Genomic DNA, 22054 nt, shown 5'->3' on the forward strand with positions numbered 1-22054 from the left:
AATGTTAGACATTTCAGTCATCTTAGCATTCATTGCCAATTTTGTCACGAATGTTTTTTTAGTGTTGAAAAATATTGTTGTTTTCTTCGATAATGATCCGATCCGGGTGAGTGTACAGATTGAATGAATTTTGCCGTATAAATCCGACTGTAGTAATTCCGAGTTCTTCTGCGAGTGTCAATGCCAATTCAGTAGGGGCTGATTTTGAAAGTACAATTTCACAGCCGATTTTTGCCACTTTCAATAAAATCTCCGATGAGATACGGCCACTAAACACAATTATTTTGTCTTTTACTGAAATAGTATTTCTTAAACAATGACCGTAAATTTTATCTAAAGCATTATGTCTGCCAATATCCATCCTTGACAGCACAATGCCAGTAGGATCACAGAGTGCTGCATTATGGACACCTCCAGTTTTATGAAACATGTCTGCTGATTGATCCATTTGCTCCATCAGAAAAAAGCAATCTTCCGGGGTAAGCGTTACATGGGTTCCTGTCATTCTTTTCACTGTTAATGCATCGTTAGCAAACACAAAACCTTGTCGGCTCATGCCGCAACAGGAGGTGATGTAGCGTTTGTTCAGCAATTTTTCGTAAAAAGGATACATCTTGTCCGTTTTGATATGGACAATACCCAATTCTTCCTGTAGAGAAATGTCTTTGATATCTTCATACTTTGGGATGACACCTTCAGATGCCAAAAAACCGACCGCCATGTCTTCGATGTACTCAGGCGAGCAAACGATTGTTGCAAATTCTTGGTCATTGATTTTGATAGTGACGGGGTGTTCGACTACAATTTGGTCTTCCTTTTTCGAGAAATATCCGTTTGAGTATCGAAAAACAGTCCGTTTCTTATCTTGTTCCATCTACTTTCCCCCCTTGTGTTCAATTTGCCGGTCGAAAAGAAATACGGAAATTGCAATGTCCTCTTCCAATTTGATGTCCGAGAAAAGGTGGACAAATTTAGCCCCGACGAGTTCTTCCATGCCATCGGGTGGTGCTTTTTGATAGACATCTTGAATCATTCTAGTTCTTGCAGCATGGATCATTTCTTTTCCTTCTGGTGTACTGGCAATAAATTTTTCAGTTGGAGTCAAGTTCCCGTAGAGTGTTGAAATAATCATATTATCAACAAAAACCGTGTGGATTCTTTCAGGTCCCTTCCCGAATAAGTCTTTGCGTAGCTTTCTGATAATATCATTAAAATCATGTATTCTTTTTAACATGTATTTATTCCTCCTCCGTGGTAAAAGAAAATAGTTCAAAAGCTGAAAAATAGATTGTTTATTCTTTCAACTTAAAATATACTAGTGTCTAAGAGGTGTTACAGTATGAACTGCTGTGGCATTATCGAACGTTAAATAGAAATATGGATTGGTAGTTTAACATGTCCTGTTAGAAGACTATTCCACTATGAAAGTGCACTTGTCAAGTCGGTGTATTTTTTCATGGTGGTTTTTTATTTATAAAAAAGGAGGCGCATACATGCCAATCAAGATTAACGGTTCCAATTATGACTTCGTGGAAGGCAAGACGATCCTTGAGGTGATCAATCAGTATCAAATTGATCATCCGCAAATATGTTACTTACCTGAAGTGGACCCAATTGAGACATGTGATACGTGTATCTTGGAAGTAGATGGCCGTCTAATGCGTGCTTGTTCAACAAAAGCTGTCTCTGGAATGAGCGTAGAGCTGGCTTCAACTCGTGCTAAAGAAGCGCAGACGGAGGCAATGGATCGAATTCTAGAAAATCACCTTTTGTATTGTACAGTGTGTGACAACAATAATGGCAACTGTAAAATACATAATACGGTGGATATGATGGAAATCGAACATCAAAAATATCCATATGAACCAAAATGCACACAGGAAAGTGTTGATTTTACACACCCATTTTACCGTTACGACCCAAATCAGTGCATTGCTTGCGGCCAGTGTGTTGAAGTATGCCAAAATTTACAGGTAAATGAAACCTTATCGATTGATTGGGAGAGGGACCGTCCAATTGTTCTGTGGGATGGGGGCGCGAAAATTAATGACTCATCTTGTGTAGGCTGCGGCCACTGTGTTACCGTATGCCCATGCAATGCACTAATGGAAAAATCAATGCTTGGTGAAGCCGGATTCATGACCGGGCTAAAAGAGGAAATCCTGACGCCGATGATTGAACTTGTCAAAGATGTTGAGCCCGGGTATAGCGGCATTATGGCCGTATCAGATGTTGAATCGGCGATGCGCGATACGAGGACGAAGAAAACGAAAACAGTATGTACATTCTGCGGTGTTGGGTGCTCATTTGAAGTGTGGACGAAAGATAGAAAAATTTTGAAAATCCAGCCCGTTTCAGATGCCCCAGTCAACGCGATTTCGACATGTATAAAAGGGAAATTCGGGTGGGATTTCGTCAACAGCGAGGAACGAATTACGACACCACTTATCCGAAAAGGCGATTCTTTTGTTGAAGCTACGTGGGAAGAAGCGCTTGACCTTGTTGCTTTGAAACTAGGTACAATAAAAAAAGAGTATGGAAAAGAAGCTGTTGGCATCATTTCATCTTCGAAGATTACAAATGAGGAAAACTATGTGATTCAAAAATTAGCACGTCAAGTATTTGAAACAAATAACGTTGATAACTGCTCACGCTATTGTCAATCACCAGCGACAGACGGTCTATTCCGTACAGTAGGGATGGGCGGAGACGCTGGAACTATTAAAGACATAGCGAAGGCTGGTCTTGTCATTATTGTCGGGGCTAACCCAGCTGAAGGACATCCAGTTCTGGCCACTCGTGTGAAGCGTGCACATAAGCTGCACGGACAAAAATTGATTGTCGCCGATTTGCGAAAAAATGAAATGGCTGACCGCTCTGATATCTTTATAAGTCCGAAGCAGGGAACTGATCAAGTATGGCTCATGGCAGTGACAAAGTACATGATTGATAAAGGATGGCATGATCAGTCGTTTATTGATGAAAATGTCCATTACTTGGGTGAATTCAAAGAAGTTCTTGAGAAATATACACTCGACTATGCTGAAACAGTATGTGGTGTATCAAGGGATATGCTAATCAAGACAGCGGAAATGATTCGTGATGCAGACGGTACTTGTATTCTTTGGGGAATGGGTGTCACACAAAATACTGGTGGATCGGATACTTCCGCCGCAATCTCCAATTTGTTACTTGCGACAGGTAATTATCGACGTCCTGGTGCTGGGGCTTATCCGCTACGTGGACATAATAACGTACAGGGTGCATGTGATATGGGATCGCTACCAGGATGGCTACCAGGCTATCAACACGTCACTGATGATAAAGCACGTCAAAAGTTCGAAAAGGCATACGGCGTGAAAATCCATGATAAGCCCGGACTTGATAATATTCAGATGCTACATTCCGTCGATGCTGAAATCATGAAAGCCATGTATATAGTTGGTGAAGATATGGCGCTCGTCGATTCTAATGCGAACTATGTACACGATGTCTTGTCTAAGCTCGACTTTCTCGTTGTGCAGGATATTTTCTTCTCAAGGACTGCGCAATATGCAGATGTCATTTTACCGGCGGTTCCATCACTTGAAAAAGACGGAACATTTACAAATACGGAAAGACGTGTGCAGCGTTTATACAAAGCACTTCCGGAATTGGGAGACGCACGGGCGGACTGGTGGATTGTACAGGAAATCGCTAACCGTCTCGGTGCAGAATGGAACTACAGTCATCCGAGTGAGATTTTTGCGGAAATGGCTAGCCTTTCACCGTTATTTAGTCAAGCTGATTATAGCGTAATGGAAGATTGGGACAGCTTCTTATGGGGCAGTTTGGATGGTGAAAGTACACCGCTGTTGTACGTGAACGGATTTAATTTCCCTGATAAAAAGGCTCGTTTTGCTCTGTCTGACTGGGTGGAACCTGTAGAGTTTCCCTTAGAATATGATCTCCACATCAATAACGGGCGTTTGCTAGAACATTTCCACGAAGGCAATATGACGAATAAATCGGATGGAATTCAGAAGAAAGTGCCGGAGGTTTTCGTTGAAGTTTCACCGGAACTTGCGAAAGAGCGTGGTGTGTTAAGCGGTTCCCTTGTACGCTTGATTTCGCCATATGGCGCTTTAAAATTACCAGCACTCGTAACGGACCGTGTAAAGAAAAATGAATTGTTCTTGCCGATGAACTCAGTTGAAAAAGAATCAGCCATTAATTTCCTAACCGGTCCTGCAGTCGATCAGCGCACGAATACACCAGCGTATAAACAGACGATGGTACGAATGGAAGTACTTCGAAAAGAAGGCGAAAACCCGTTGCCTAAGTCGAACCATCGTAATAAAGAGCGTCACCCACAAAATGGTGTTGAAGTGGAGCGGAAATGGGCTCGTCCAGGATATATACAATTAACTGAAGCTAAGAAAGAAAGGTGATATACGATGGCGGCACCAATTACTTCTATTAAATGGAACGAACTGACACCACAAGAAATCAAACAGAATAAACTGGGTGAGCTACAGTCATTAATTGCCGAACAAGACCAGGCACTCAATAAAATACTTGAAATTACTGGGGAGTTGGATGACGCAGGCGTCTTCGATGCACTGAAGGCGATGGTGAAAGCAAAGGCTGATATCGCGAAAATTGCAGTAGACCAAGCATCACGTGACCCAGTAACCAATATTATCAACCATGTGCTACATGCAACTAGTGTGATTTCATCTATTGACCCTGATGTTACAGCGAAACTTGCTGCGAGCGTTAAAAGTGGATTGAATGAAGCTGAGCTTTATAGCGGTAATGGGCAAAAAGTAAGTATTTTTCAATTGATGACTGCATTAAATGATCCTGATACGAACCGTGCCGTGAAATTTGGACTAGATTTTCTGAAAGGGATGGGCAAAGGGTTAGAATAAGATAGCAAGTAGTAGAAGGTTCGAAAAAGTACCAGTAATACGTCTCGATTACACACAAATAAAATGAAATCAGCCATACATGTTAATGGCTGATTTCATTTTGTGTTACACAGTACTTAATTACGTCGATAACTCCATTGTTGGTATTGGAAGCGTACAAAGCAACCTATGCAAAAACCTAGGATTGCGATGAGTGCAGCTATGCCAACCATCGTCGTAGCGATATTAAATAATATAGTCCAATTCAATAAAAAGCTTACACATGCAACGAATAAAAATCCGACAGCCAACCATTGGTTAAATCGTAACTGCGCGTAGTCTTCTTGAATATATTGATTAGCTGGTTTAGCTAAAAAATGCTTAACAAGTACTAAAATCGGATGGAATCCCGTCAATAAACTTGAAACATTTGCGATTAATGGAATGAGTAATATCCAAGCTGACTGTGTTAGAAGTGCAATAATTACAGTCAAAACAATCGTCCATTGATTTGCCATTACTAAAGGTTTTGGTATTGTTTTCACATTAAAACCTACTATTCTAATTGGATTTTATACTATTATATGTTATGGTGACCGGAATGTACATGAGTAAGAGGAATAAAAATAGAGCAGGTTTTAGATATTTACCTAAAATTGAAGTTCGAGGTTTCCATACATATAAAAGAGACCCATTATATTTTGACTTTAAATCATTATTCTATTCAGTGTATTGCATAGTTACTCTTGCATCATTCATTAGTCAAAGCGACAGCATTGCGTTGAAGGACAAGTGACGCTTCTAGATGTAAACAACCAAAATTGTTTTCAGTAAAGGGTTAATTTATGAATAAAAAAGCTTTTTACTTGCGATGTTTACAGTCATTGAATGGGATCAGGATTCGCTACTATACGTGCTAGTTTACTAGGAGGCTATAACCAGGCAATTTGATACTTACTCGGTTTTAATAGTATCTAGCGTTTTCGTAATTTATGCCCTCTGGCTTGGAACTAAATTCCGGTCACCTAAAAAAAGAGGATATTCTGAAGATAGGTGTACTTGGTTAGATTGGGATTAGTGTCTACCACTGGGGAGTTACATATAGAAGAAGTGACAGTTTCTTCAGGTTCCGAAGAAATTTTCATTGCTTCTGCACCTGTTTACACAGCATTGATAGCTGTCATATTTCTGAAAGAGCGGTTAAGTACTCTCGCTTGGGTGGGGGTGTTTGTCGGGATTATCGAAATTTTTCTCATTACAGCTGGATCTAAGGGAACATCTTTCACTATTTCAAAAGGAGTTATTTTCATTTTGAGCGCATCTATTGTAACATCTTTTTTCTTCGTTTTCCAAAAATCACTATTGAGATGTTATCGTTCCAATGAAATAACCACATACTTCACTTGGGGGGGAACTGCCATTCTTCATTTACTTCCCAGGTCTCTTACAAGGCATTCAGGGTGCTACAAATGAAGCTAATTTGTCGACTATTTATTTGGAGGTTTTCCGGAGGCAGCTGCTTATGTTACATGGGCTACGGAACTTTCATTGGGAGAGACGGGTTCAGTTGCAAGTATGTTATATGCTGAACCAGTTGTTGCCATTAATGTCGCCATTGCGAGTGATCCGATTTATGTAAATAAACACGTTATAAATTGTTAATTATTCAAGAAAATGAAAGACACCAGATTCCAAAACAGTCAGAATTGCTTTAGAATCTGGCGCTTTCCACAGTGCATGATACTAAGCTTGAACTAAATTATAAATAATCGAATACGTCGTCATTCAATCTCTTGGCACGAATGTTTTACAATCCGTTTCTTCACTACTTGTTGCTTTTTTTCCTTTTTGGCTGACTACGTAGATAGAATTCGCTTTACATTTGTTTCCGGGACCCCAGAATTTACAGTTACTCACTTCGCAAAGAATTTCTTGAGCCATAGTATCACACCTCCTTTTTATTATGATGAGCAAAAACAGAGGATTAATACTTTTTTCTTTTAAAAGCATCTATTAAGAAAACTATCATGATTTTAAAAAATGGGGTACAATTGAAAACATTGCTCAAGCGCGTAGTATGACCAATAATATTAACTATAGTAGTTGAATAAATGAATACCCTATATAAACTTAATGAGGGCACCTTACAAGGTGTAGCCGAAGTCCTAATGCTGCAGCGAAGCAAGTTAGCATAGGGCGGGAAGTATCCTTAGCGATATAGTTAGTTCAATGGAGTTCTTTATTTCAACACATATAGCATGATTATCATTAGGAGCTGTTCGTAAATGTCTATTAAAACAGAAGTTGAAATGAAATTGAAACAACAGGGAAATCAAAGTGAAAATCGGGGGCGACTGTTAGTAAAATGTCCGGATAAACCTGGAATTGTATCGATGTTGTCGACATTTTTACTTAATCATGATTCGAATATCATTGAATCAAGTCAGTATTCGAATGATCCCGAAAAGGGAAACTTTTTTATTCGAATGGAATTTTACTGTGAAAATTTGAAAGAAAAGTCAGCGCAAATGGAAAGTGATTTTGAGGAAATTGCTACCAATCATTCTATGGATTACCACTTTGCTTACGAAAGTGAACGGAAGCGGACAGCTATCTTTGTTTCAAAAGAGCCACATTGTTTGATTGAACTTTTGTGGGAATGGCAAAATGGTGACTTGGACACAGATATTGTAGTCGTTGTAAGTAACCATGAGGACGCACGGGAGATGGTCGAATCTTTAGGAATTCCTTTTCACTATATTCCTGCCAATAAGGACATTCGGAAAAAAGTAGAAGAAGAACAGATTCGCCTAATGGAAGAATATAGTGTTGATTTACTAATTCTTGCTCGCTATATGCAAATTCTTACGCCTGACTTTGTAAATCATTTTCAACATCGAATCATTAACATTCATCACTCTTTCTTGCCGGCGTTTATTGGAGCCCGACCATATGAACGGGCATATGATCGTGGTGTGAAACTGATAGGGGCTACTTCCCATTATGTAACAAACGATCTTGACGAAGGTCCAATAATTGAACAGGATATCGAGCGGGTAGATCATCGTGATGACGTAATAGATTTGAAAAAAATTGGAAGCCGTATTGAGCGACGTGTTCTTGCAAAAGCTGTAAAGTGGCACCTCGAAAATCGAATTATTGTCGAAGGTAACAAAACGATTGTGTTTCATTAATATTGGGTTTTTGCGTTTGGTACAGATTTTAAATAGTTAAGGAATCTAGTTTCATAGCGCCTGGAATCAGTATGTAAGTCAATGTAACGACATAATAAATAAGGCCAATTTCTCAATTAAACACGAATGATTACAATGTCGTGTTTAGTAGAAACTGGTCCTTTTTATTTATTGAATTATTACTATGTGCACTGAAAAGATATGATTTTATCCAAGTCTATTCTCCATGGAAGCCATGCATAGCCATCCCATTTAAAACCCGTGGTTGTAAAATAATCGATGTAAGTTGGATGAAACCAAAATGATGTTCGGTTTACGAGACGTAGGTAAGTATCGCGATATAAGCAACCTCGTAACGCGCCTGGATCTATGGAAAGTGGTCCAGTTTGTTGTTTTGGGATAGTAGATGGCGGTGGATTGGTCGGTGCTGCACCTTGTTTCGTAAATTGAACTTGTTCTTGATTTTTTGGATAATGTGGCTGTCCAAAGGGGAGTTCCGAGTTATTGGGATTGTGCGGGACTGGAAACTGATCGTCAGACAAAATTGAGTGCCTCCTTTTTCGATATATACCTAGTAGTATATGTGAGAATCATATTTTGGGACCTGGTTAGTAAAGTGCTACCTTGCCGGAATCAAGTAAGTGAAGAATTTAGCTGTCTGCTAAGGGAAGAAGCCAGTATAGGAGTTATGTCCGTTCCTTATATGAGTAAGGGCCGATGATAACATATCGATTACAATTAAATGAAGGATCAGAAATGTGTAATGAAGATGTAAAAGAGGAGTTTTTTTGGGTTAGATCCTTTTCTATCCCGACCCAAAATGATAAGCTTGGTAAGTAAGTATTATTTTAATGAGGGAGTATGATTTAAATGGTTGAAAAACAATTTATAGTTACGGATGAGCAGGGGATTCATGCGCGACCCGCTTCAATATTAGTAAGTACAGCAACCAAATTCAAATCCGATATAAACTTGGTTTACAATGAGAAAAACGTCAATTTAAAATCAATTCTTGGCGTAATGTCTTTAGGTATTGGTTTAGGTGGAGAATTTAAAATTAGCGCCACTGGAATCGATGAACAGGATGCACTTAACGAACTTGAAGAAGCGTTGAAAAACGGAGGACTGACTAACTAATGAGCCTACTTCATGGGATTTCTGCATCAAATGGTATAGCGATAGCAAAAGCGTACCGTTTTGTTGAGCCAGATCTATCTTTCAGTAAAAAAACTGTTGAAGACATTCCGGAAGAACTTTCACGTTTTCAGTCAGCTGTCTCTATTTCGAAAAGTGAGTTAGAGTCAATTCGCGATACCGCTGCAAAAGGACTTGGTGCAGATGAAGCAGCTATCTTCGATGCACATATATTAGTTTTACTTGATCCGGAGCTTCTGACTTCAATTGAAGATAAAATTAAAACAGATCATGTGAATGCTGAACACGCACTCAAAGAAACGTCTGATATGTTTATTACAATGTTCGAGCAAATGGATAATGAATATATGAGAGAACGGGCTTCGGACATTCGTGATGTTGCGAAACGTTTGCTGTCCCATTTGCTAAATGTTGAAATTGTAAATCCGAGCATGATTTCTGAAAAAGTAATTATTATCGCAGAAGATTTAACACCTTCAGACACGGCGCAGTTAAATCGTGAATTTGTAAAAGGTTTTACAACTAATATTGGTGGGAAGACTTCCCATTCTGCGATTATGGCGCGCACATTGGAAATTCCCGCAGTTGTAGGTACGAAGGAGGCGACTAAGCTTATTCAGGACGGTGACATCATTATTGTTGATGGGTTTAAAGGAGAGGTACATATTAATCCTACTCCGGATGTCATTGCTACATACGAAAATGAACAATTGAAGTATGAGCAACAAAAAGCTGAATGGACAAAGCTAGTAGATGAAAAAACAACTACTGCTGATGGTCATCATGTTGAGTTAGCTGCAAATATCGGCACCCCGGAAGACTTAGAGGGAGTCATCAGTAATGGTGGAGAAGGGATCGGATTATACAGAACCGAGTTTTTGTATATGGGCAGAAACCAACTCCCAACTGAAGAAGAGCAGTACGAGGCATATAAGAAGGTTCTACAGGGAATGTCAGGTAAACCGGTCGTTGTTCGGACCCTTGATATTGGCGGGGATAAAGAACTCCCTTATTTAAATCTCCCTAAAGAAATGAATCCATTCCTAGGACTTCGCGCTATTCGTTTATGTTTGGAAGAGCAGGATATTTTCAGAACGCAATTAAGAGCTCTTTTAAGAGCCAGTTCATATGGGAATTTGAAAATCATGTTCCCGATGATTGCAACTCTTGATGAGTTCCGCCAGGCTAAAGCAATTTTGGAGGAAGAGAAACAAGAACTCCTAAATAACAATATAAATGTTGCCACTACTATTGAGGTTGGCATCATGGTAGAAATCCCTTCCACTGCAATACTGGCAGATCAGTTCGCGAAGGAAGTTGATTTCTTTAGTATTGGAACCAACGATTTAATCCAATATACGATGGCTGCTGATCGTATGAATGAACGCGTTGCCTATTTATATCAACCTTATAATCCAGCAATTCTACGGTTGGTCAAGATGGTTATTGACGCCTCACATAAGGAAGGAAAATGGACTGGGATGTGTGGGGAAATGGCAGGGGATGAAATCGCTATTCCTTTACTATTGGGACTAGGCCTTGATGAATTCTCGATGAGTGCCACATCCATTTTAAAGGCCCGTACTCAAATTCTAAAATTGAACAAAAGCGATATGGTAGAACTTGCGAATGAAGCCTTGCAGATGTCAACAGCTGAGGATGTAGTTCAAGCAGTTATGGCCCGCAGCAATTTGTAATTCAAAACAGTTATCATAAAACAGCATCCCAGAACTTGATTAATCGTTCAGGGGTGTTGTCTTTATTTATTGTTTTGCTGTATTCTTGTGTCAAACACCAACACCACTGTTATTCCTACGACGCCATTCTAAAGAATCTTATTTGTTGATGTATGTTAGAATTACCCCGCAATTAGCCTCGAATTAGTATGAAATAAGAATCACACTTTTAAAATTGAACCAAATATGAATTCATTCTGTAATGGGGGAAATAAAATGACTAAAAAAATGATTATGTTTGATATTGACGGAACTCTTTTAGACCACGATAAGAAATTACCTGCTTCTGCGAAGGAAGCTGTTAAATCTTTAAAAGAAGCAGGACATGAAGTAGCCTTTGCGACGGGGCGTGCTCCTTACTTTATCGAAGATTTGAGGAAAGAATTGGAGATTGATTCTTTCATTTGTTTTAATGGTCAGTATGTTGAAATTGAAAATGAAGTCATTTATAAAAACCCTATTGATAGAGAATTATTAGCGCATTTATCGGGTTTTTCCACAACGCAAAATCATCCACTTGTTTATATGGGTGCAGAATTTATGAGATCCACTTTTGACTATCATTCTGATATAGAAGAATCTCTTACCTCCCTTAATATTGATACTACTCAAATAGAAATGGACGCTAGTTACTACAACGATACTGAAATTTATCAAACACTCCTGTATTGCAAAGAACATGAAGAAACATTATATCGAGACAATTTGCGAAAATTGAACTTTATCCGTTGGCATGAATATTCGATGGATGTTCTACCTCTTGGCGGCTCTAAAGCGAAGGGAATTGAAAAGTTCATTGAGAAGAAAGGATTCTCGAAAGATCAAGTCTATGCTTTTGGTGATAATTTAAATGATATTGAAATGCTTCAGTATGCTGGACATAGTGTTGCGATGGGGAATGCTCCTGAGGAAGTGAAAAAAGCAGCAAGATATGTTACGAAAGATGTGGGCGAAGATGGTATTGCTTACGGATTGCAGATGGTTGGATTATTATCTTAACTAATTGGAGACATAAATGATCTATTACAATTGCCTACAGTGAAAACAACAATTAGTCATTCAAATGAATGGCTGATTGTTGTTTTTATTTTCGTGGATTTAATTCGATAACTTACACATTATGTAATATGATTTCATCGCTAAATCGCTAATAATACCCTATTCTCAAAACAAATTTTAGTTGTTTTGGAGAAGGGTTTCTTTTTATTTAATTAGAATGTTTGTTTTTCAAAGATTCGGGGCAATACTTGTGGAAACAAATTATCGATTGCTGTTTAGGATAAGCAATCGTATTTGAAATGAAGGAGGAGACTTTTGTTGAAAATGAAAATATTTTTGTTAGCCCTAATTTTTGCGTTTTCCACTTATTCAGTAACAGATGCGGCGATACTCTCAGATGCCCAACTGAGTGATGATGAACTGACATATTTACAAACCCTTTCAAATGCAGTTGACATGATTTTGGGAGAAGCAGAAGAAAGTAAGGTACCTGATCAAGAAGTAGTAGATCAGGAATTAGTCGCACCAGTGGAATCAACTCCGAAGCCGAAAAGCTATACAGTAAACGCAGGCGATAATTTGTATCGAATTGCACTTAATCATAACATTACTATAGATTCTCTCACGAGTTGGAACGGCCTAACAGGCGAGGTGATCCACCCTGGTGATGTATTAATCGTCAGTGGGCATGTAGCAGATGCGGGAACGAAAGATACAATTGCGGCTGCAATCGTGCCAACGCCACCACCTGCAAGTGATGGAAAAGAGATGCTGGTTACAGCGACAGCCTATACAGCCTACTGTACGGGCTGTTCAGGAACTACCGCTTACGGCATTGACTTACGTTCTAATCCAAATCAGAAAGTAATTGCAGTAGATCCAAAACTTATTCCGCTAGGTACAAAGGTTTGGGTGGAAGGCTATGGAGAAGCGATAGCTGGAGATACAGGAGGAGCCATTAAAGGGAATAAAATCGATGTTTTCATTCCATCTTATAATAATGCAATGGAGTGGGGAGTCAAAAAAGTGAAACTTAAAGTACTCAATTAATAAAGAAAACCTGTGCAAAAATAGTATTTTTGCACAGGTTTTTCATTTTGGTTAAGATAGACGGTTTCTAAAATCGTCATACCCAAACTGTTTAATCACTTGAATACCATCACTAACGGTATTTAAGGCGATAGAAGGTAAGTTAACACCATTAAATGTATTGTTTTTCACCATCGAGTAGTGGCCCATATCACAAAAGACAAGCTTATCACCAGGCTTTAATGGCTCATCAAAAGAATAATCGCCAATGACGTCTCCAGCTAGGCAAGTAGGTCCACCGAATCGATAGGTGTAAGCCTTTTCGTTTGGCATTCCTGCACCAATGATTTCAGGGCGATAAGGCATCTCCAGTACATCAGGCATATGACATGCTGCTGAAGTATCTAAAATAGCAATTGGCATACCGTTGTGGAGGGTGTCCAAAACAGTCGCAACAAGATAGCCAGTATTCAATGCAACAGCTTCACCAGGCTCTAAATACACTTGTACACCGTATTTATTCTTCATAAACAGTATCGAACGGATAAGTGTTTCGATATCATAATCGGGTCTTGTGATATGATGCCCACCGCCGAAGTTGATCCACTTCATATTTTTAATGTATTCCCCAAACTTTACATCGACAACTTGCACGGTGCGCTCCAGCGTATCAGAGTTTTGTTCGCACATCGTATGGAAGTGTAAGCCATCGATGCCTTCAAGTTGGTCCGCTTCAAAATTCTCAAGCGTAACGCCAAACCTTGAATGCGAAAAACAAGGATTGTACATATCGACTTCGATTTCAGAGTATTCAGGATTAATGCGAAGTCCAATTTCTATTTGTTTTGGATGGTTTTTAATTTTTTCTTTGAATTGATTATATTGTTGAAACGAATTAAAGACGATGTGATCTGAATAAGAAAGAATCTCATCAATCTCTGTTTCCGAAAAGGCAGGGGCGTAGGTGTGTACTTCCTTGCCCATTTCTTCGAAGCCCAGTCTTGCTTCGTGTACGGAACTAGATGTTACCCCGTTCAAGTATTCTCCGATTAACGGATAAACTGAGAACATCGAAAATCCTTTTTGAGCAAGTAGAATCTTACAGCCCGTCTGGTCAATAACAGACTTCATTTTTTCCAAGTTTTTAATAAGCAATCCTTCGTCCACTACATAGCAGGGGGAGGGGAGTGCATTTAAATCAATATTCAATTTCAAGCCCTCCTCAGTCAATCAATTCAGGATTGAAGCTTTCCTGCCATGGTAGACCATATTTGTTGAGTGCTTCCATGAATGGATCAGGATTGAACTCTTCGATATTGTGTACGCCAGGATTCTTCCATTTACCCGTCATTACCAGCATCGCACCGATCATTGCAGGGACACCTGTTGTATACGAAATTGCTTGTGAACCTACTTCTTTGTAACATTCTTGATGGTCACAAATATTGTAAACATAATACGTTTTCTCTTCGCCGTCTTTGATACCTTGGAAAATACAGCCGATATTCGTTTTTCCTATTGTTCTTGGCCCAAGAGAAGCTGGATCCGGTAGCACAGCTTTTAAGAATTGAAGGGGAGCGATTTCTTTCCCTTCGAAAAGGATTGGTTCAATAGAAGTCATTCCAACGTTTTCAAGCACTTTTAAGTGGTTCAAATAGTTCTCTGAGAACGTCATCCAGAAACGAATTTTTTTGATACCTGTAATATTGAGTGCAAGGGATTCCAGTTCCTCGTGATGTAATAAGTAAACATCTTTTGGACCGATTTCAGGAAGATTATAGACACGTTTAATTGATAATGGTTCAGTTTCGATGAACTCACCATTTTCAAAATAGCTTCCATTAGCTGTGATTTCACGGATGTTAATTTCAGGATTAAAGTTAGTAGCGAACGGATAGCCGTGATCACCAGCGTTTGCGTCCACAATGTCAATCGTATGAATTTCATCGAAATGATGTTTTAGTGCATGCGCAGAGAAGACGCCTGTAACGCCCGGATCGAAGCCGCTTCCAAGTAGGGCAGTGATGCCAGCTTTTTCAAAACGTTCTCTGTAAGCCCATTGCCAGCTGTATTCAAACTTAGCTTCGTCAAGAGGTTCGTAGTTTGCTGTATCGACATAGTCAACGCCAGTAGCAAGACATGCATCCATGATCGTTAAATCCTGATATGGCAATGCAACGTTAATGACGATATCTGGTTGGAATTTATTAATAAGTTCAACCAGTTCTTCCACATTATCAGCATCTACTTGCGCCGTTTGAATTTTAGTACGGCCGCCATCCAGTTTTTCTTTTAACGCATCACATTTAGATACTGTACGACTTGCGATACAGATTTCTTCGAATACGTCAGGAACCTGACAACATTTATGAACAACTACTCCTGCAACTCCACCAGCACCAATAATTAACGCTTTTCCCATAATGAACACCCGCCTATAATATAGTTTTTTTAGATTGAAAAGTTGAAGTAAAGAATTCCTTCAAATCTGCTGCGGCGCTAGGGGATGCCTCCCGCCAAGATTAGTCGAGATATCCTTGAACCTAAAGGAAATAACCTCTGGACATTAACTGTATAATTTCTGCAAAGTACTCAGAAATTATACAAACCGAACTCTTCGTTGTTCGGTTGGCTATCCCTTTTAAGGCGCCTACGCTCAGTTTATACATGTATCCAAACGCCACACCCCGGTGCCAGTTACTGCCACCGAATTCAAATTGCCAATAACAATTCGCGTAGTACTTTACATGCTACCGCTGTCGAGACACCGCTTTGATCGTAAATCGGAGATAGCTCGTTTACATCACAAGCAACAATATTGAGGCCGCTTACTGTTAACATGGCATTCAGTAATTCCATAAAGCTGACTCCGCCGGCTTCAGGTGTACCTGTTCCAGGAAATACAGAAGGGTCCAATACATCCAAATCGATGGTTAAATAGACTGGTTTACCTTTAAGCTTTTCAACGACTTCTTCTAATCCGTTAAAGTTAAACTTGTTCGTAAACACATGGTCTTTACCCCATTGGAATTCACTGCGGTCTCCAGAGCGGATACCGAATTGGAAGATCTTGTCGTCTCCGAGTAAGTCCCATACTCTGTGAATAACGGTGGCATGAGAAAGGGTTTCCCCAAGATAGTCCTCACGTAAATCTGCATGTGCGTCAAATTGAATGACATGAAGGTCAGGATGTTTTTTGGCAACAGCACGCATTGCACCGAGTGTCACCAGATGTTCCCCGCCAATCATGCAGGGAATCTTGCCGTCATCCAAAATTTGAGTTGTGAAATCTTCAATTTGTCCTAATGCTCTTGTCGTGTTCCCAAAACTTAATTCTAAATCGCCACCGTCAAATACAGCGATATCCTCTAAGTCTTTATCCTGATAAGGGCTATACGTCTCAATTCCAAACGATTCACCACGCATTGCTTTACTTGCGAAGCGTGTACCAGGACGAAAAGAAGTTGTAGAGTCAAATGGAGCCCCAAAAATAACGATTTTCGATTCTTCATACTCATTGTCACAACCAATAAACGTTTCAACATTTCTATTCAACATCTTTTAATTGCTCCTTTACATAGTTTGGAAGTGCAAATGAACCAACATGAATGTCTGTATTGTAATACCTTGTTTTCAGGTCAAGGTCATTCCATGCTGTTGCATCCAAATCTTGAATAGGGTCAAATTTCTTTGACGCAAAACCAAACAACCAATGACCGGATGGATAAGTTGGCATGTGAAATTGATAAACTTTACAAACAGGGAAGAAGCCCACGATTTTTTGGTGTGCTTTCCTCATACCAAGCGCATCCTCAGCGTAAAAGGGACTTTCATGTTGATTCACAAGAATTCCATCTTCTTTCAGCGCTTTATAACAGTTGCCGTAGAATTCTTTTGTGAATAGCCCTTCACCTGGACCGAATGGATCTGTCGAGTCCACAATGATCAAATCATAATCATTTTCGATTTTACGAACAAATTTTAGCCCGTCTTCAAAGTACAGATTAACCCTCGGGTCATCTAATTTCGAGGCTGTCTGCGGTAAATATTCTCTGCAGACATCAACAACCATCTTATCAATTTCAACCATGTCGATTTGTTCAATAGTTGGGTAAGCAGACAATTCACGGATTGTTCCACCATCACCAGCCCCAATGACTAGTACTTTTTTTATAGTCGGATTGGTTGCCATTGCTACATGCGTAATCATCTCGTGATATATAAATTCATCTTTTTCAGTACACATTACGAGTCCATCTAGTGTAAGAACACGGCCAAACTCCGACGTTTGTAAAATATCGATTTTTTGAAAATCACTTTTACCCGTGTAGAGGTGCTCTTCCACTTCCAATGAAAAACGGACATTAGGCGAATGATTTTCTGTATACCATAAATTCATTTCGCCAACTCCTTCAACACATTAATATTTGCAATGTCGCTGTCTTCAGTACCTGTTAAGAAACAGCCTTTATCTTTGGAGTATTGAATGAAATCCAAAATTTCCTCTGTAATCCGTTCACCAGGCGCCAAAATCGGGATACCTGGGGGGTAACACATAACGAATTCACTGGAAATATAACCTGCGCTCTCCGAAATGGGCAACTTTTGCTTAGGCGCATAAAAGGCTTCTTGCGGTGTGAAAGCAACTTGCGGACGAATGTAATCATGGATGAAAACGCTGTTTTTATTCTTAGAATAGCGGCGTTTTATTTCAGCGAGTGCTGCGACTAACCGTTCCAAATCTAGATGCCTGTCACCGACAGAAATATAAGCCAAAATATTACCGATATCGCCAAATTCAATTTGAATATCATACTCATCTCTAAGAATGTCATAGACTTCAATTCCGGCTAAGCCAATGTCGCGGGTATCCACCGAAAGTTTCGTAACATCAAAGTCGAAAATCGTATCTCCATTAATCAATTCTTTCGAATAGGCGTAATAGCCGCCAATCTTATTGATTTCAGTCCTTGTATAGTGTGCCATTTCGGCAACCTTTTGAAATATCTCTTTTCCGTTAAGCGCTAAACTTCTTCTCGAGATATCCAGGGAAGAGAGCAGTAAATAAGATCCGCTTGTCGTTTGTGTCAAATTGATAATCTGCCTCGTATAACCTTCGCTTACGTCATTGTTTATCAACAAAAAAGAGCTTTGTGTCAATGACCCGCCGGATTTGTGCATACTAACGGATGCCATATCAGCACCAACTGACATAGCAGAAGCGGGAAGATTATCACCAAAGTAAAAATGAGTACCATGTGCCTCATCGACAAGGACGAGCATATCGTGTTGATGTGCAAGATCGGTAAGAGCTTGCAGGTTTGAACAAATCCCATAATAAGTAGGATTGTTGATGAGAATGGCTTTAGCATCTGTGTTTTCTAAGATAGCTTGTTCTACATCTTTTACGGCCATTCCTAAAGGAATGCCAAGTTCACTGTGTACGCCCGGATTAACATAGATAGGAACGGCACCACTTAAAATGAGGGCATTAATCGCACTGCGATGTACATTGCGTGGCATAATGATTTTATCCCCAGCTTTGCATGCCGTCATGATCATTGCCTGTACTGCAGATGTGGTACCATTCACCATGAAAAAGGCGTGCTTAGCATTAAATGCTTGAGCTGCTAATTCTTCTGCCTCTTTTATAACCGAAACAGGGTGGCAGAGATTATCAAGTGGTTTCATGGAATTGACATCCATACTCAAGCATTGTTCACCTAAAAATGCAGCTAATTCAGGATTACCTCTTCCACGTTTATGACCTGGAACGTCAAAAGGGACGACGCGCATTGATTTGTATTGATTCAGCGCCTCCATTATGGGGGCTTTATGTTGCAAAAGATGTGTCACGTAATCACCCCTCATTCATCTATATTAGAACCATTAAAAATTTCAGTCATCTCTTTTCGTAGCATGGTTGTGATTTCGAGCCTTTCATTAAGAGGTAGCTCCGAGACATCTGTATTGAACAAATAGTCCTGCAGGTTTATGTCTTTGATAAGTAGCTTTGTATGAAAGATATTGGATTGGTGTACATTTATATCTTTCCAATGGTATTTCAGCAATGTATTGCTGTCAATATAATCCCGAATGGACTCTATAGAATGATCTATATACAATTTTTCGCCTTCCATATTGCGTGTAAATCCACGCACTCGGTAATCAGTTGTAATAATGTCTGAGTCGAAACTCCCGATCAGATAATCAAGTGCATTCAACGGGGAAATTGTGCCGCACGTTGAAACATCAATATCGACTCGAAAAGTAGCGATAGAATTATCGGGATGATATTCCGGATATGTGTGAACGGTAACGTGACTTTTATCCAGGTGACCAACGACTGTTTTACGAGTTCCCAAAATGGTACGTTCACCTTTATTACACGATTCATCAATCAATGCGATAGGAAAGGCTTCCTCCGAAATAAGAATGGTCACACTTGCACCTTGTGGATCATAATCCTGTTTACTGACATTCAAGACATGTGCCCCGATAATATCTGTCACTTCGTACAGGATACTGGTTAATCTATCGGAATTATATTGCTCATCAATATAAGCAATATATTCACTTTGCTCCCGCTCACTTTTCGCATAGCAAACATCATAGATGTTGAAGCTAAGAGTCTTTGTGAGGTTGTTAAAGCCATAAAGCTTCAGCTTATTTTCCAACCCTACCATCACGCCTTTCATGTAAAACAAATCTTATTATAAAGTATAACATTTCTTAGTCAATAGAATTTATTCTTCATAAATTAAAATAAAGAATCCCATTGAATTCGCTTCGGCGCTAGGGGATGCCTCTCGCCTTAAGCCAAGCAGCTTCGCGGCCAGTCTTAAGGCTTCGGCTACCCTTTGTAAGGGGCCTACGCTCGGTTGATATAGGTATATGCAGATAAAATATTTAGTAGGCATTCACTAGAGTTGCAGTAGAAAAAAAGTGGAACTACTTTAAAATATTATTAATTACTTGCGAAAAAATGCCCCTAATTAGTAGTAAGGAAACGACGACTAAATCAGTTACCTATACTATTAAAAGGAGCTTCATGAAAAGTGTAAACTAAAGTTTAATCTTTCGTCAATAGTTTTTAAATTCAGTGTTAGTTGACTGTGAAAAAAATGGGATAGAAAATAGGTTGAAGTAGTGTAAATAAAAATGGAGAATTAATATTTTTGTAATATATATTAATTGTAAAAATTTATTTATTAATTAATTTTGTTCTTCGGGAAATAGGATGCTTTCAAAATGTTAGAAGATTATTTCCTGGGAAACTAATTTTGATTATTCTTAATACAAGGAATTCTTAACGAGAGTATGTGTATTTTAAAGATTACTTTGCGTTAGATAATTTATCTGACACGGTAAAAGATGGGAATAATATCTTTCGTGGCTGTATTTTCAGAAAAATACAACATGTTAATAAAGTGTATCCATTCCGCTTGTAGTTCATACGCTATTGAGTGAGTATGAAACGGAGGGAATATTGCATGATAGATGATGTGAATTTACAGGCGATTATTGAGGAGCATCGAAGACAAATAAAGCCTAGGAGAATGACAAGTGGAGAGAAGCGAGTTCTTTCACTGCAAAAAGAGGACAGACGACTTAACGGGCAAAAGCCCTGACAGTCGTTTTTTTGATTATTTTAAAGGACGTGTGTCGTAGTATAGATGAGTATCCATTGTTCTAATAATTATCTTCAAAACTGATTCTGATTAGGGAAGAGTTATAAATCCATACCAATATAAACTGAGCGAAGGAGCTTTACAAGGGGCAGTCGAAGCCCTAGCGTCGTAGCGAATTCAATAAGGTTCTTTATTTCTACATTTATAGTACCGTAAATACACACGTTGTAGATGAATACACCAAACTGGCAAACTAAAATGTACACTTATTATTTTTGTATAGTCATGTTACACTTAAATGTATTCTTAATTAGTTAAAGGACGTGTTTATGTGATTGGACGTAATGATCCATGCCTCTGTGGCAGTGGGAAAAAATATAAAAAATGTTGTGAATCGAAAGCGACATTTTCAATAGAAGAAGTGCAATCGGAAGAGCTTGAAAGAATTTTGCAAGCGTTTTATGAAGAGTATCCTGAAAAACGTGACCTAAATGAATTCTTGAGCTTGGTGAAAAAATGGAGTGAGCCACTTAAGGAATATTTAGTCGAGGAAATGATTGAAGCGATTGTCATGGATGAATTCTTTTTCCATCACAAACCGGACATTTGGACGAATTATATGAAGAAACAACAAAAGAAAATTATCCGTCCATCTGTAGTGAAAGTGTTAGAAACATGGTCTGATCCACGTATTTTCATTGGAGAAGTAGTAGCTGTAGATGATACATATATGTCCATTAAAAATATATTAGAAGACGAAACGATACGTTTACGACGTGAAAGTGAAAAGCCTGTTCCAGTAGGCGTCCATGTGTATTGCTTCATTTTACCGGATGGCTCATCCAAAGATAATCACTATTTGGCGATTTCAAGCTTGATTTTCTTCCCAACCGATTATACAAAAGCATTCGGGAGATTTGTGAAGCAATTTGAATCACAAGAAGAACAATCTGTTCCCTCATTTTTAAAAGAAAATGGAATTGCATTTTGGAAGCTACTTGGTGAGGATGGCTACGACGGAGGAGAATTTACAAACTTTGAAGCGGGTGTACTCCAAAAAGCAATAGAGTTTTTAGAGGAAAATGAACGTGAATCTGAGCAATTAATAGAAATAATAGAAGATTATTTAGTAGAACAGCAGCCGAACGCACGTAAAGAAGTGGCGATTGCAGCTGGAGCAATTCGATTTGGCCAAGAAAATGCCTTATTTGAACCTCTTACGATAACTGTGAAAGAGATTGCTGAATGGTTTGAAGTGTCTACCTCTTCATTGAATAAATATTATTATGATTTAAATGCGTATTATACTAGCAAAGATTGATCCATATTTTTATAAAGAACATCCTACTCATTTGAAAAAATGGAGTGGGATGTTCTTTTTTTATTTCATCAAAAAATGAATTGATTTGTATCTTAAA

Annotated in this window: 20 protein-coding genes; 9 read left to right on the plus strand and 11 right to left on the minus strand. The window is 39.0% G+C overall.

What is annotated here, in order from left to right; translation table 11 throughout:
- Nucleotides 1-58: 58 nt before the first annotated feature.
- On the minus strand, nt 59-874 hold the full coding sequence (fdhD, locus tag ACGLYD_RS07165) for a formate dehydrogenase accessory sulfurtransferase FdhD (RefSeq protein ID WP_187047673.1): 816 nt from the start codon (nt 872-874) through the stop codon (nt 59-61).
- Complete coding sequence (locus ACGLYD_RS07170) at nt 875-1234, minus strand: DUF2294 domain-containing protein (protein WP_067208827.1); 360 nt, start codon at nt 1232-1234, stop codon at nt 875-877. It lies immediately after the preceding gene.
- A 259-nt stretch (nt 1235-1493) separates the two neighbouring features.
- Here ACGLYD_RS07170 and fdhF point away from each other — a divergent pair, with 259 nt between their 5' ends.
- Both fdhF and ACGLYD_RS07180 read left to right on the plus strand, forming a co-directional pair.
- Complete coding sequence (gene fdhF / locus ACGLYD_RS07175; RefSeq protein WP_342538133.1) at nt 1494-4430, plus strand: formate dehydrogenase subunit alpha; 2937 nt, start codon at nt 1494-1496, stop codon at nt 4428-4430.
- Between the two features lie 6 nt (nt 4431-4436).
- Nucleotides 4437-4913, plus strand: coding sequence for a DUF1641 domain-containing protein (locus tag ACGLYD_RS07180; RefSeq protein ID WP_187047676.1), 477 nt, complete (start codon nt 4437-4439; stop codon nt 4911-4913).
- A gap of 116 nt (nt 4914-5029) precedes the next feature.
- Here the strand turns inward: ACGLYD_RS07180 and ACGLYD_RS07185 are convergent, their stop codons facing one another.
- A complete protein-coding gene (locus ACGLYD_RS07185; RefSeq protein ID WP_342538134.1) occupies nt 5030-5437 on the minus strand; it encodes a DUF4395 domain-containing protein in 408 nt (135 codons plus the stop codon).
- Between the two features lie 565 nt (nt 5438-6002).
- Between ACGLYD_RS07185 and ACGLYD_RS07190 the strand changes: the two genes are divergently transcribed.
- Complete coding sequence (locus ACGLYD_RS07190; RefSeq protein ID WP_399633142.1) at nt 6003-6365, plus strand: hypothetical protein; 363 nt, start codon at nt 6003-6005, stop codon at nt 6363-6365.
- A 312-nt stretch (nt 6366-6677) separates the two neighbouring features.
- On the opposite strand, the gene ACGLYD_RS07195 is transcribed toward ACGLYD_RS07190, so the two are convergent.
- Nucleotides 6678-6833: a DUF1540 domain-containing protein gene (locus ACGLYD_RS07195; RefSeq protein ID WP_082786555.1), complete on the minus strand. Its 156-nt coding sequence runs from the start codon at nt 6831-6833 to the stop codon at nt 6678-6680.
- Nucleotides 6834-7177: 344 nt separating this feature from the next.
- Here ACGLYD_RS07195 and purU point away from each other — a divergent pair, with 344 nt between their 5' ends.
- A complete protein-coding gene (gene purU, locus ACGLYD_RS07200) occupies nt 7178-8086 on the plus strand; it encodes a formyltetrahydrofolate deformylase (protein ID WP_340764576.1) in 909 nt (302 codons plus the stop codon).
- Between the two features lie 182 nt (nt 8087-8268).
- Here the strand turns inward: purU and ACGLYD_RS07205 are convergent, their stop codons facing one another.
- Entirely contained in the window at nt 8269-8628 is a 360-nt protein-coding gene (locus ACGLYD_RS07205) for a collagen-like protein (RefSeq protein WP_187047679.1), read from the minus strand.
- A gap of 328 nt (nt 8629-8956) precedes the next feature.
- On the opposite strand from ACGLYD_RS07205, the gene ACGLYD_RS07210 reads away from it, so the two are divergent.
- The 4 genes from ACGLYD_RS07210 to ACGLYD_RS07225 all read left to right on the plus strand — a co-directional run bounded on the left by ACGLYD_RS07210 (nt 8957) and on the right by ACGLYD_RS07225 (nt 13026).
- Entirely contained in the window at nt 8957-9223 is a 267-nt protein-coding gene (locus ACGLYD_RS07210; protein ID WP_067208839.1) for a phosphocarrier protein HPr, read from the plus strand.
- On the plus strand, nt 9223-10938 hold the full coding sequence (gene ptsP / locus ACGLYD_RS07215) for a phosphoenolpyruvate--protein phosphotransferase (RefSeq protein ID WP_340742044.1): 1716 nt from the start codon (nt 9223-9225) through the stop codon (nt 10936-10938). Before ACGLYD_RS07210 ends, ptsP begins: the two co-directional genes overlap by 1 nt.
- Before the next feature lie 255 nt (nt 10939-11193).
- The gene (locus ACGLYD_RS07220) at nt 11194-11976 is read left to right on the plus strand and encodes a Cof-type HAD-IIB family hydrolase (protein ID WP_342538136.1); all 783 of its coding nucleotides are present in this window, start codon (nt 11194-11196) and stop codon (nt 11974-11976) included.
- 324 nt (nt 11977-12300) lie between these two features.
- The gene (locus ACGLYD_RS07225) at nt 12301-13026 is read left to right on the plus strand and encodes a 3D domain-containing protein (RefSeq protein WP_187047869.1); all 726 of its coding nucleotides are present in this window, start codon (nt 12301-12303) and stop codon (nt 13024-13026) included.
- Between the two features lie 51 nt (nt 13027-13077).
- Here ACGLYD_RS07225 and nspC read toward each other — a convergent pair whose 3' ends face one another.
- From nspC to speD, 6 genes are all read right to left on the minus strand, one after another.
- A complete protein-coding gene (gene nspC / locus ACGLYD_RS07230; protein WP_399632141.1) occupies nt 13078-14214 on the minus strand; it encodes a carboxynorspermidine decarboxylase in 1137 nt (378 codons plus the stop codon).
- A gap of 13 nt (nt 14215-14227) precedes the next feature.
- A complete protein-coding gene (locus ACGLYD_RS07235; protein ID WP_187047683.1) occupies nt 14228-15427 on the minus strand; it encodes a saccharopine dehydrogenase family protein in 1200 nt (399 codons plus the stop codon).
- Between the two features lie 290 nt (nt 15428-15717).
- Complete coding sequence (speB, locus tag ACGLYD_RS07240) at nt 15718-16563, minus strand: agmatinase (protein ID WP_187047684.1); 846 nt, start codon at nt 16561-16563, stop codon at nt 15718-15720.
- Complete coding sequence (gene speE / locus ACGLYD_RS07245) at nt 16553-17404, minus strand: polyamine aminopropyltransferase (RefSeq protein WP_187047685.1); 852 nt, start codon at nt 17402-17404, stop codon at nt 16553-16555. The genes speB and speE overlap by 11 nt, the downstream gene beginning before the upstream one ends.
- Nucleotides 17401-18828: an aminotransferase class I/II-fold pyridoxal phosphate-dependent enzyme gene (locus tag ACGLYD_RS07250; RefSeq protein ID WP_340742603.1), complete on the minus strand. Its 1428-nt coding sequence runs from the start codon at nt 18826-18828 to the stop codon at nt 17401-17403. The genes speE and ACGLYD_RS07250 overlap by 4 nt, the downstream gene beginning before the upstream one ends.
- A 44-nt stretch (nt 18829-18872) precedes the next feature.
- A complete protein-coding gene (gene speD / locus ACGLYD_RS07255; protein ID WP_067213932.1) occupies nt 18873-19691 on the minus strand; it encodes an adenosylmethionine decarboxylase in 819 nt (272 codons plus the stop codon).
- 1276 nt (nt 19692-20967) lie between these two features.
- On the opposite strand from speD, the gene ACGLYD_RS07260 reads away from it, so the two are divergent.
- On the plus strand, nt 20968-21957 hold the full coding sequence (locus ACGLYD_RS07260) for an SEC-C metal-binding domain-containing protein (RefSeq protein WP_342538138.1): 990 nt from the start codon (nt 20968-20970) through the stop codon (nt 21955-21957).
- The last annotated feature ends 97 nt before the right edge of the window (nt 21958-22054 follow it).

The sequence above is a fragment of the Sporosarcina sp. SG10008 genome (genome assembly GCF_044569405.1).
Taxonomy (GTDB): domain Bacteria; phylum Bacillota; class Bacilli; order Bacillales_A; family Planococcaceae; genus Sporosarcina; species Sporosarcina psychrophila.

Excerpts from the sequence above, each read along its gene's own strand:
- ACGLYD_RS07180 (WP_187047676.1), top strand. The coding sequence starts at position 4,437 with ATGGCGGCACCAATTACTTCTATTAAATGGAACGAACTGACACCACAA.
- ACGLYD_RS07210 (WP_067208839.1), top strand. The coding sequence starts at position 8,957 with ATGGTTGAAAAACAATTTATAGTTACGGATGAGCAGGGGATTCATGCG.
- fdhF (WP_342538133.1), top strand. The coding sequence starts at position 1,494 with ATGCCAATCAAGATTAACGGTTCCAATTATGACTTCGTGGAAGGCAAG.
- ACGLYD_RS07170 (WP_067208827.1), bottom strand. The coding sequence starts at position 1,234 with ATGTTAAAAAGAATACATGATTTTAATGATATTATCAGAAAGCTACGC.
- ACGLYD_RS07225 (WP_187047869.1), top strand. The coding sequence starts at position 12,301 with ATGAAAATATTTTTGTTAGCCCTAATTTTTGCGTTTTCCACTTATTCA.
- speE (WP_187047685.1), bottom strand. The coding sequence starts at position 17,404 with ATGAATTTATGGTATACAGAAAATCATTCGCCTAATGTCCGTTTTTCA.
- ptsP (WP_340742044.1), top strand. The coding sequence starts at position 9,223 with ATGAGCCTACTTCATGGGATTTCTGCATCAAATGGTATAGCGATAGCA.
- ACGLYD_RS07220 (WP_342538136.1), top strand. The coding sequence starts at position 11,194 with ATGACTAAAAAAATGATTATGTTTGATATTGACGGAACTCTTTTAGAC.
- speD (WP_067213932.1), bottom strand. The coding sequence starts at position 19,691 with ATGGTAGGGTTGGAAAATAAGCTGAAGCTTTATGGCTTTAACAACCTC.
- speB (WP_187047684.1), bottom strand. The coding sequence starts at position 16,563 with ATGTTGAATAGAAATGTTGAAACGTTTATTGGTTGTGACAATGAGTAT.
- purU (WP_340764576.1), top strand. The coding sequence starts at position 7,178 with ATGTCTATTAAAACAGAAGTTGAAATGAAATTGAAACAACAGGGAAAT.
- ACGLYD_RS07195 (WP_082786555.1), bottom strand. The coding sequence starts at position 6,833 with ATGGCTCAAGAAATTCTTTGCGAAGTGAGTAACTGTAAATTCTGGGGT.
- ACGLYD_RS07235 (WP_187047683.1), bottom strand. The coding sequence starts at position 15,427 with ATGGGAAAAGCGTTAATTATTGGTGCTGGTGGAGTTGCAGGAGTAGTT.
- ACGLYD_RS07250 (WP_340742603.1), bottom strand. The coding sequence starts at position 18,828 with ATGGAGGCGCTGAATCAATACAAATCAATGCGCGTCGTCCCTTTTGAC.
- fdhD (WP_187047673.1), bottom strand. The coding sequence starts at position 874 with ATGGAACAAGATAAGAAACGGACTGTTTTTCGATACTCAAACGGATAT.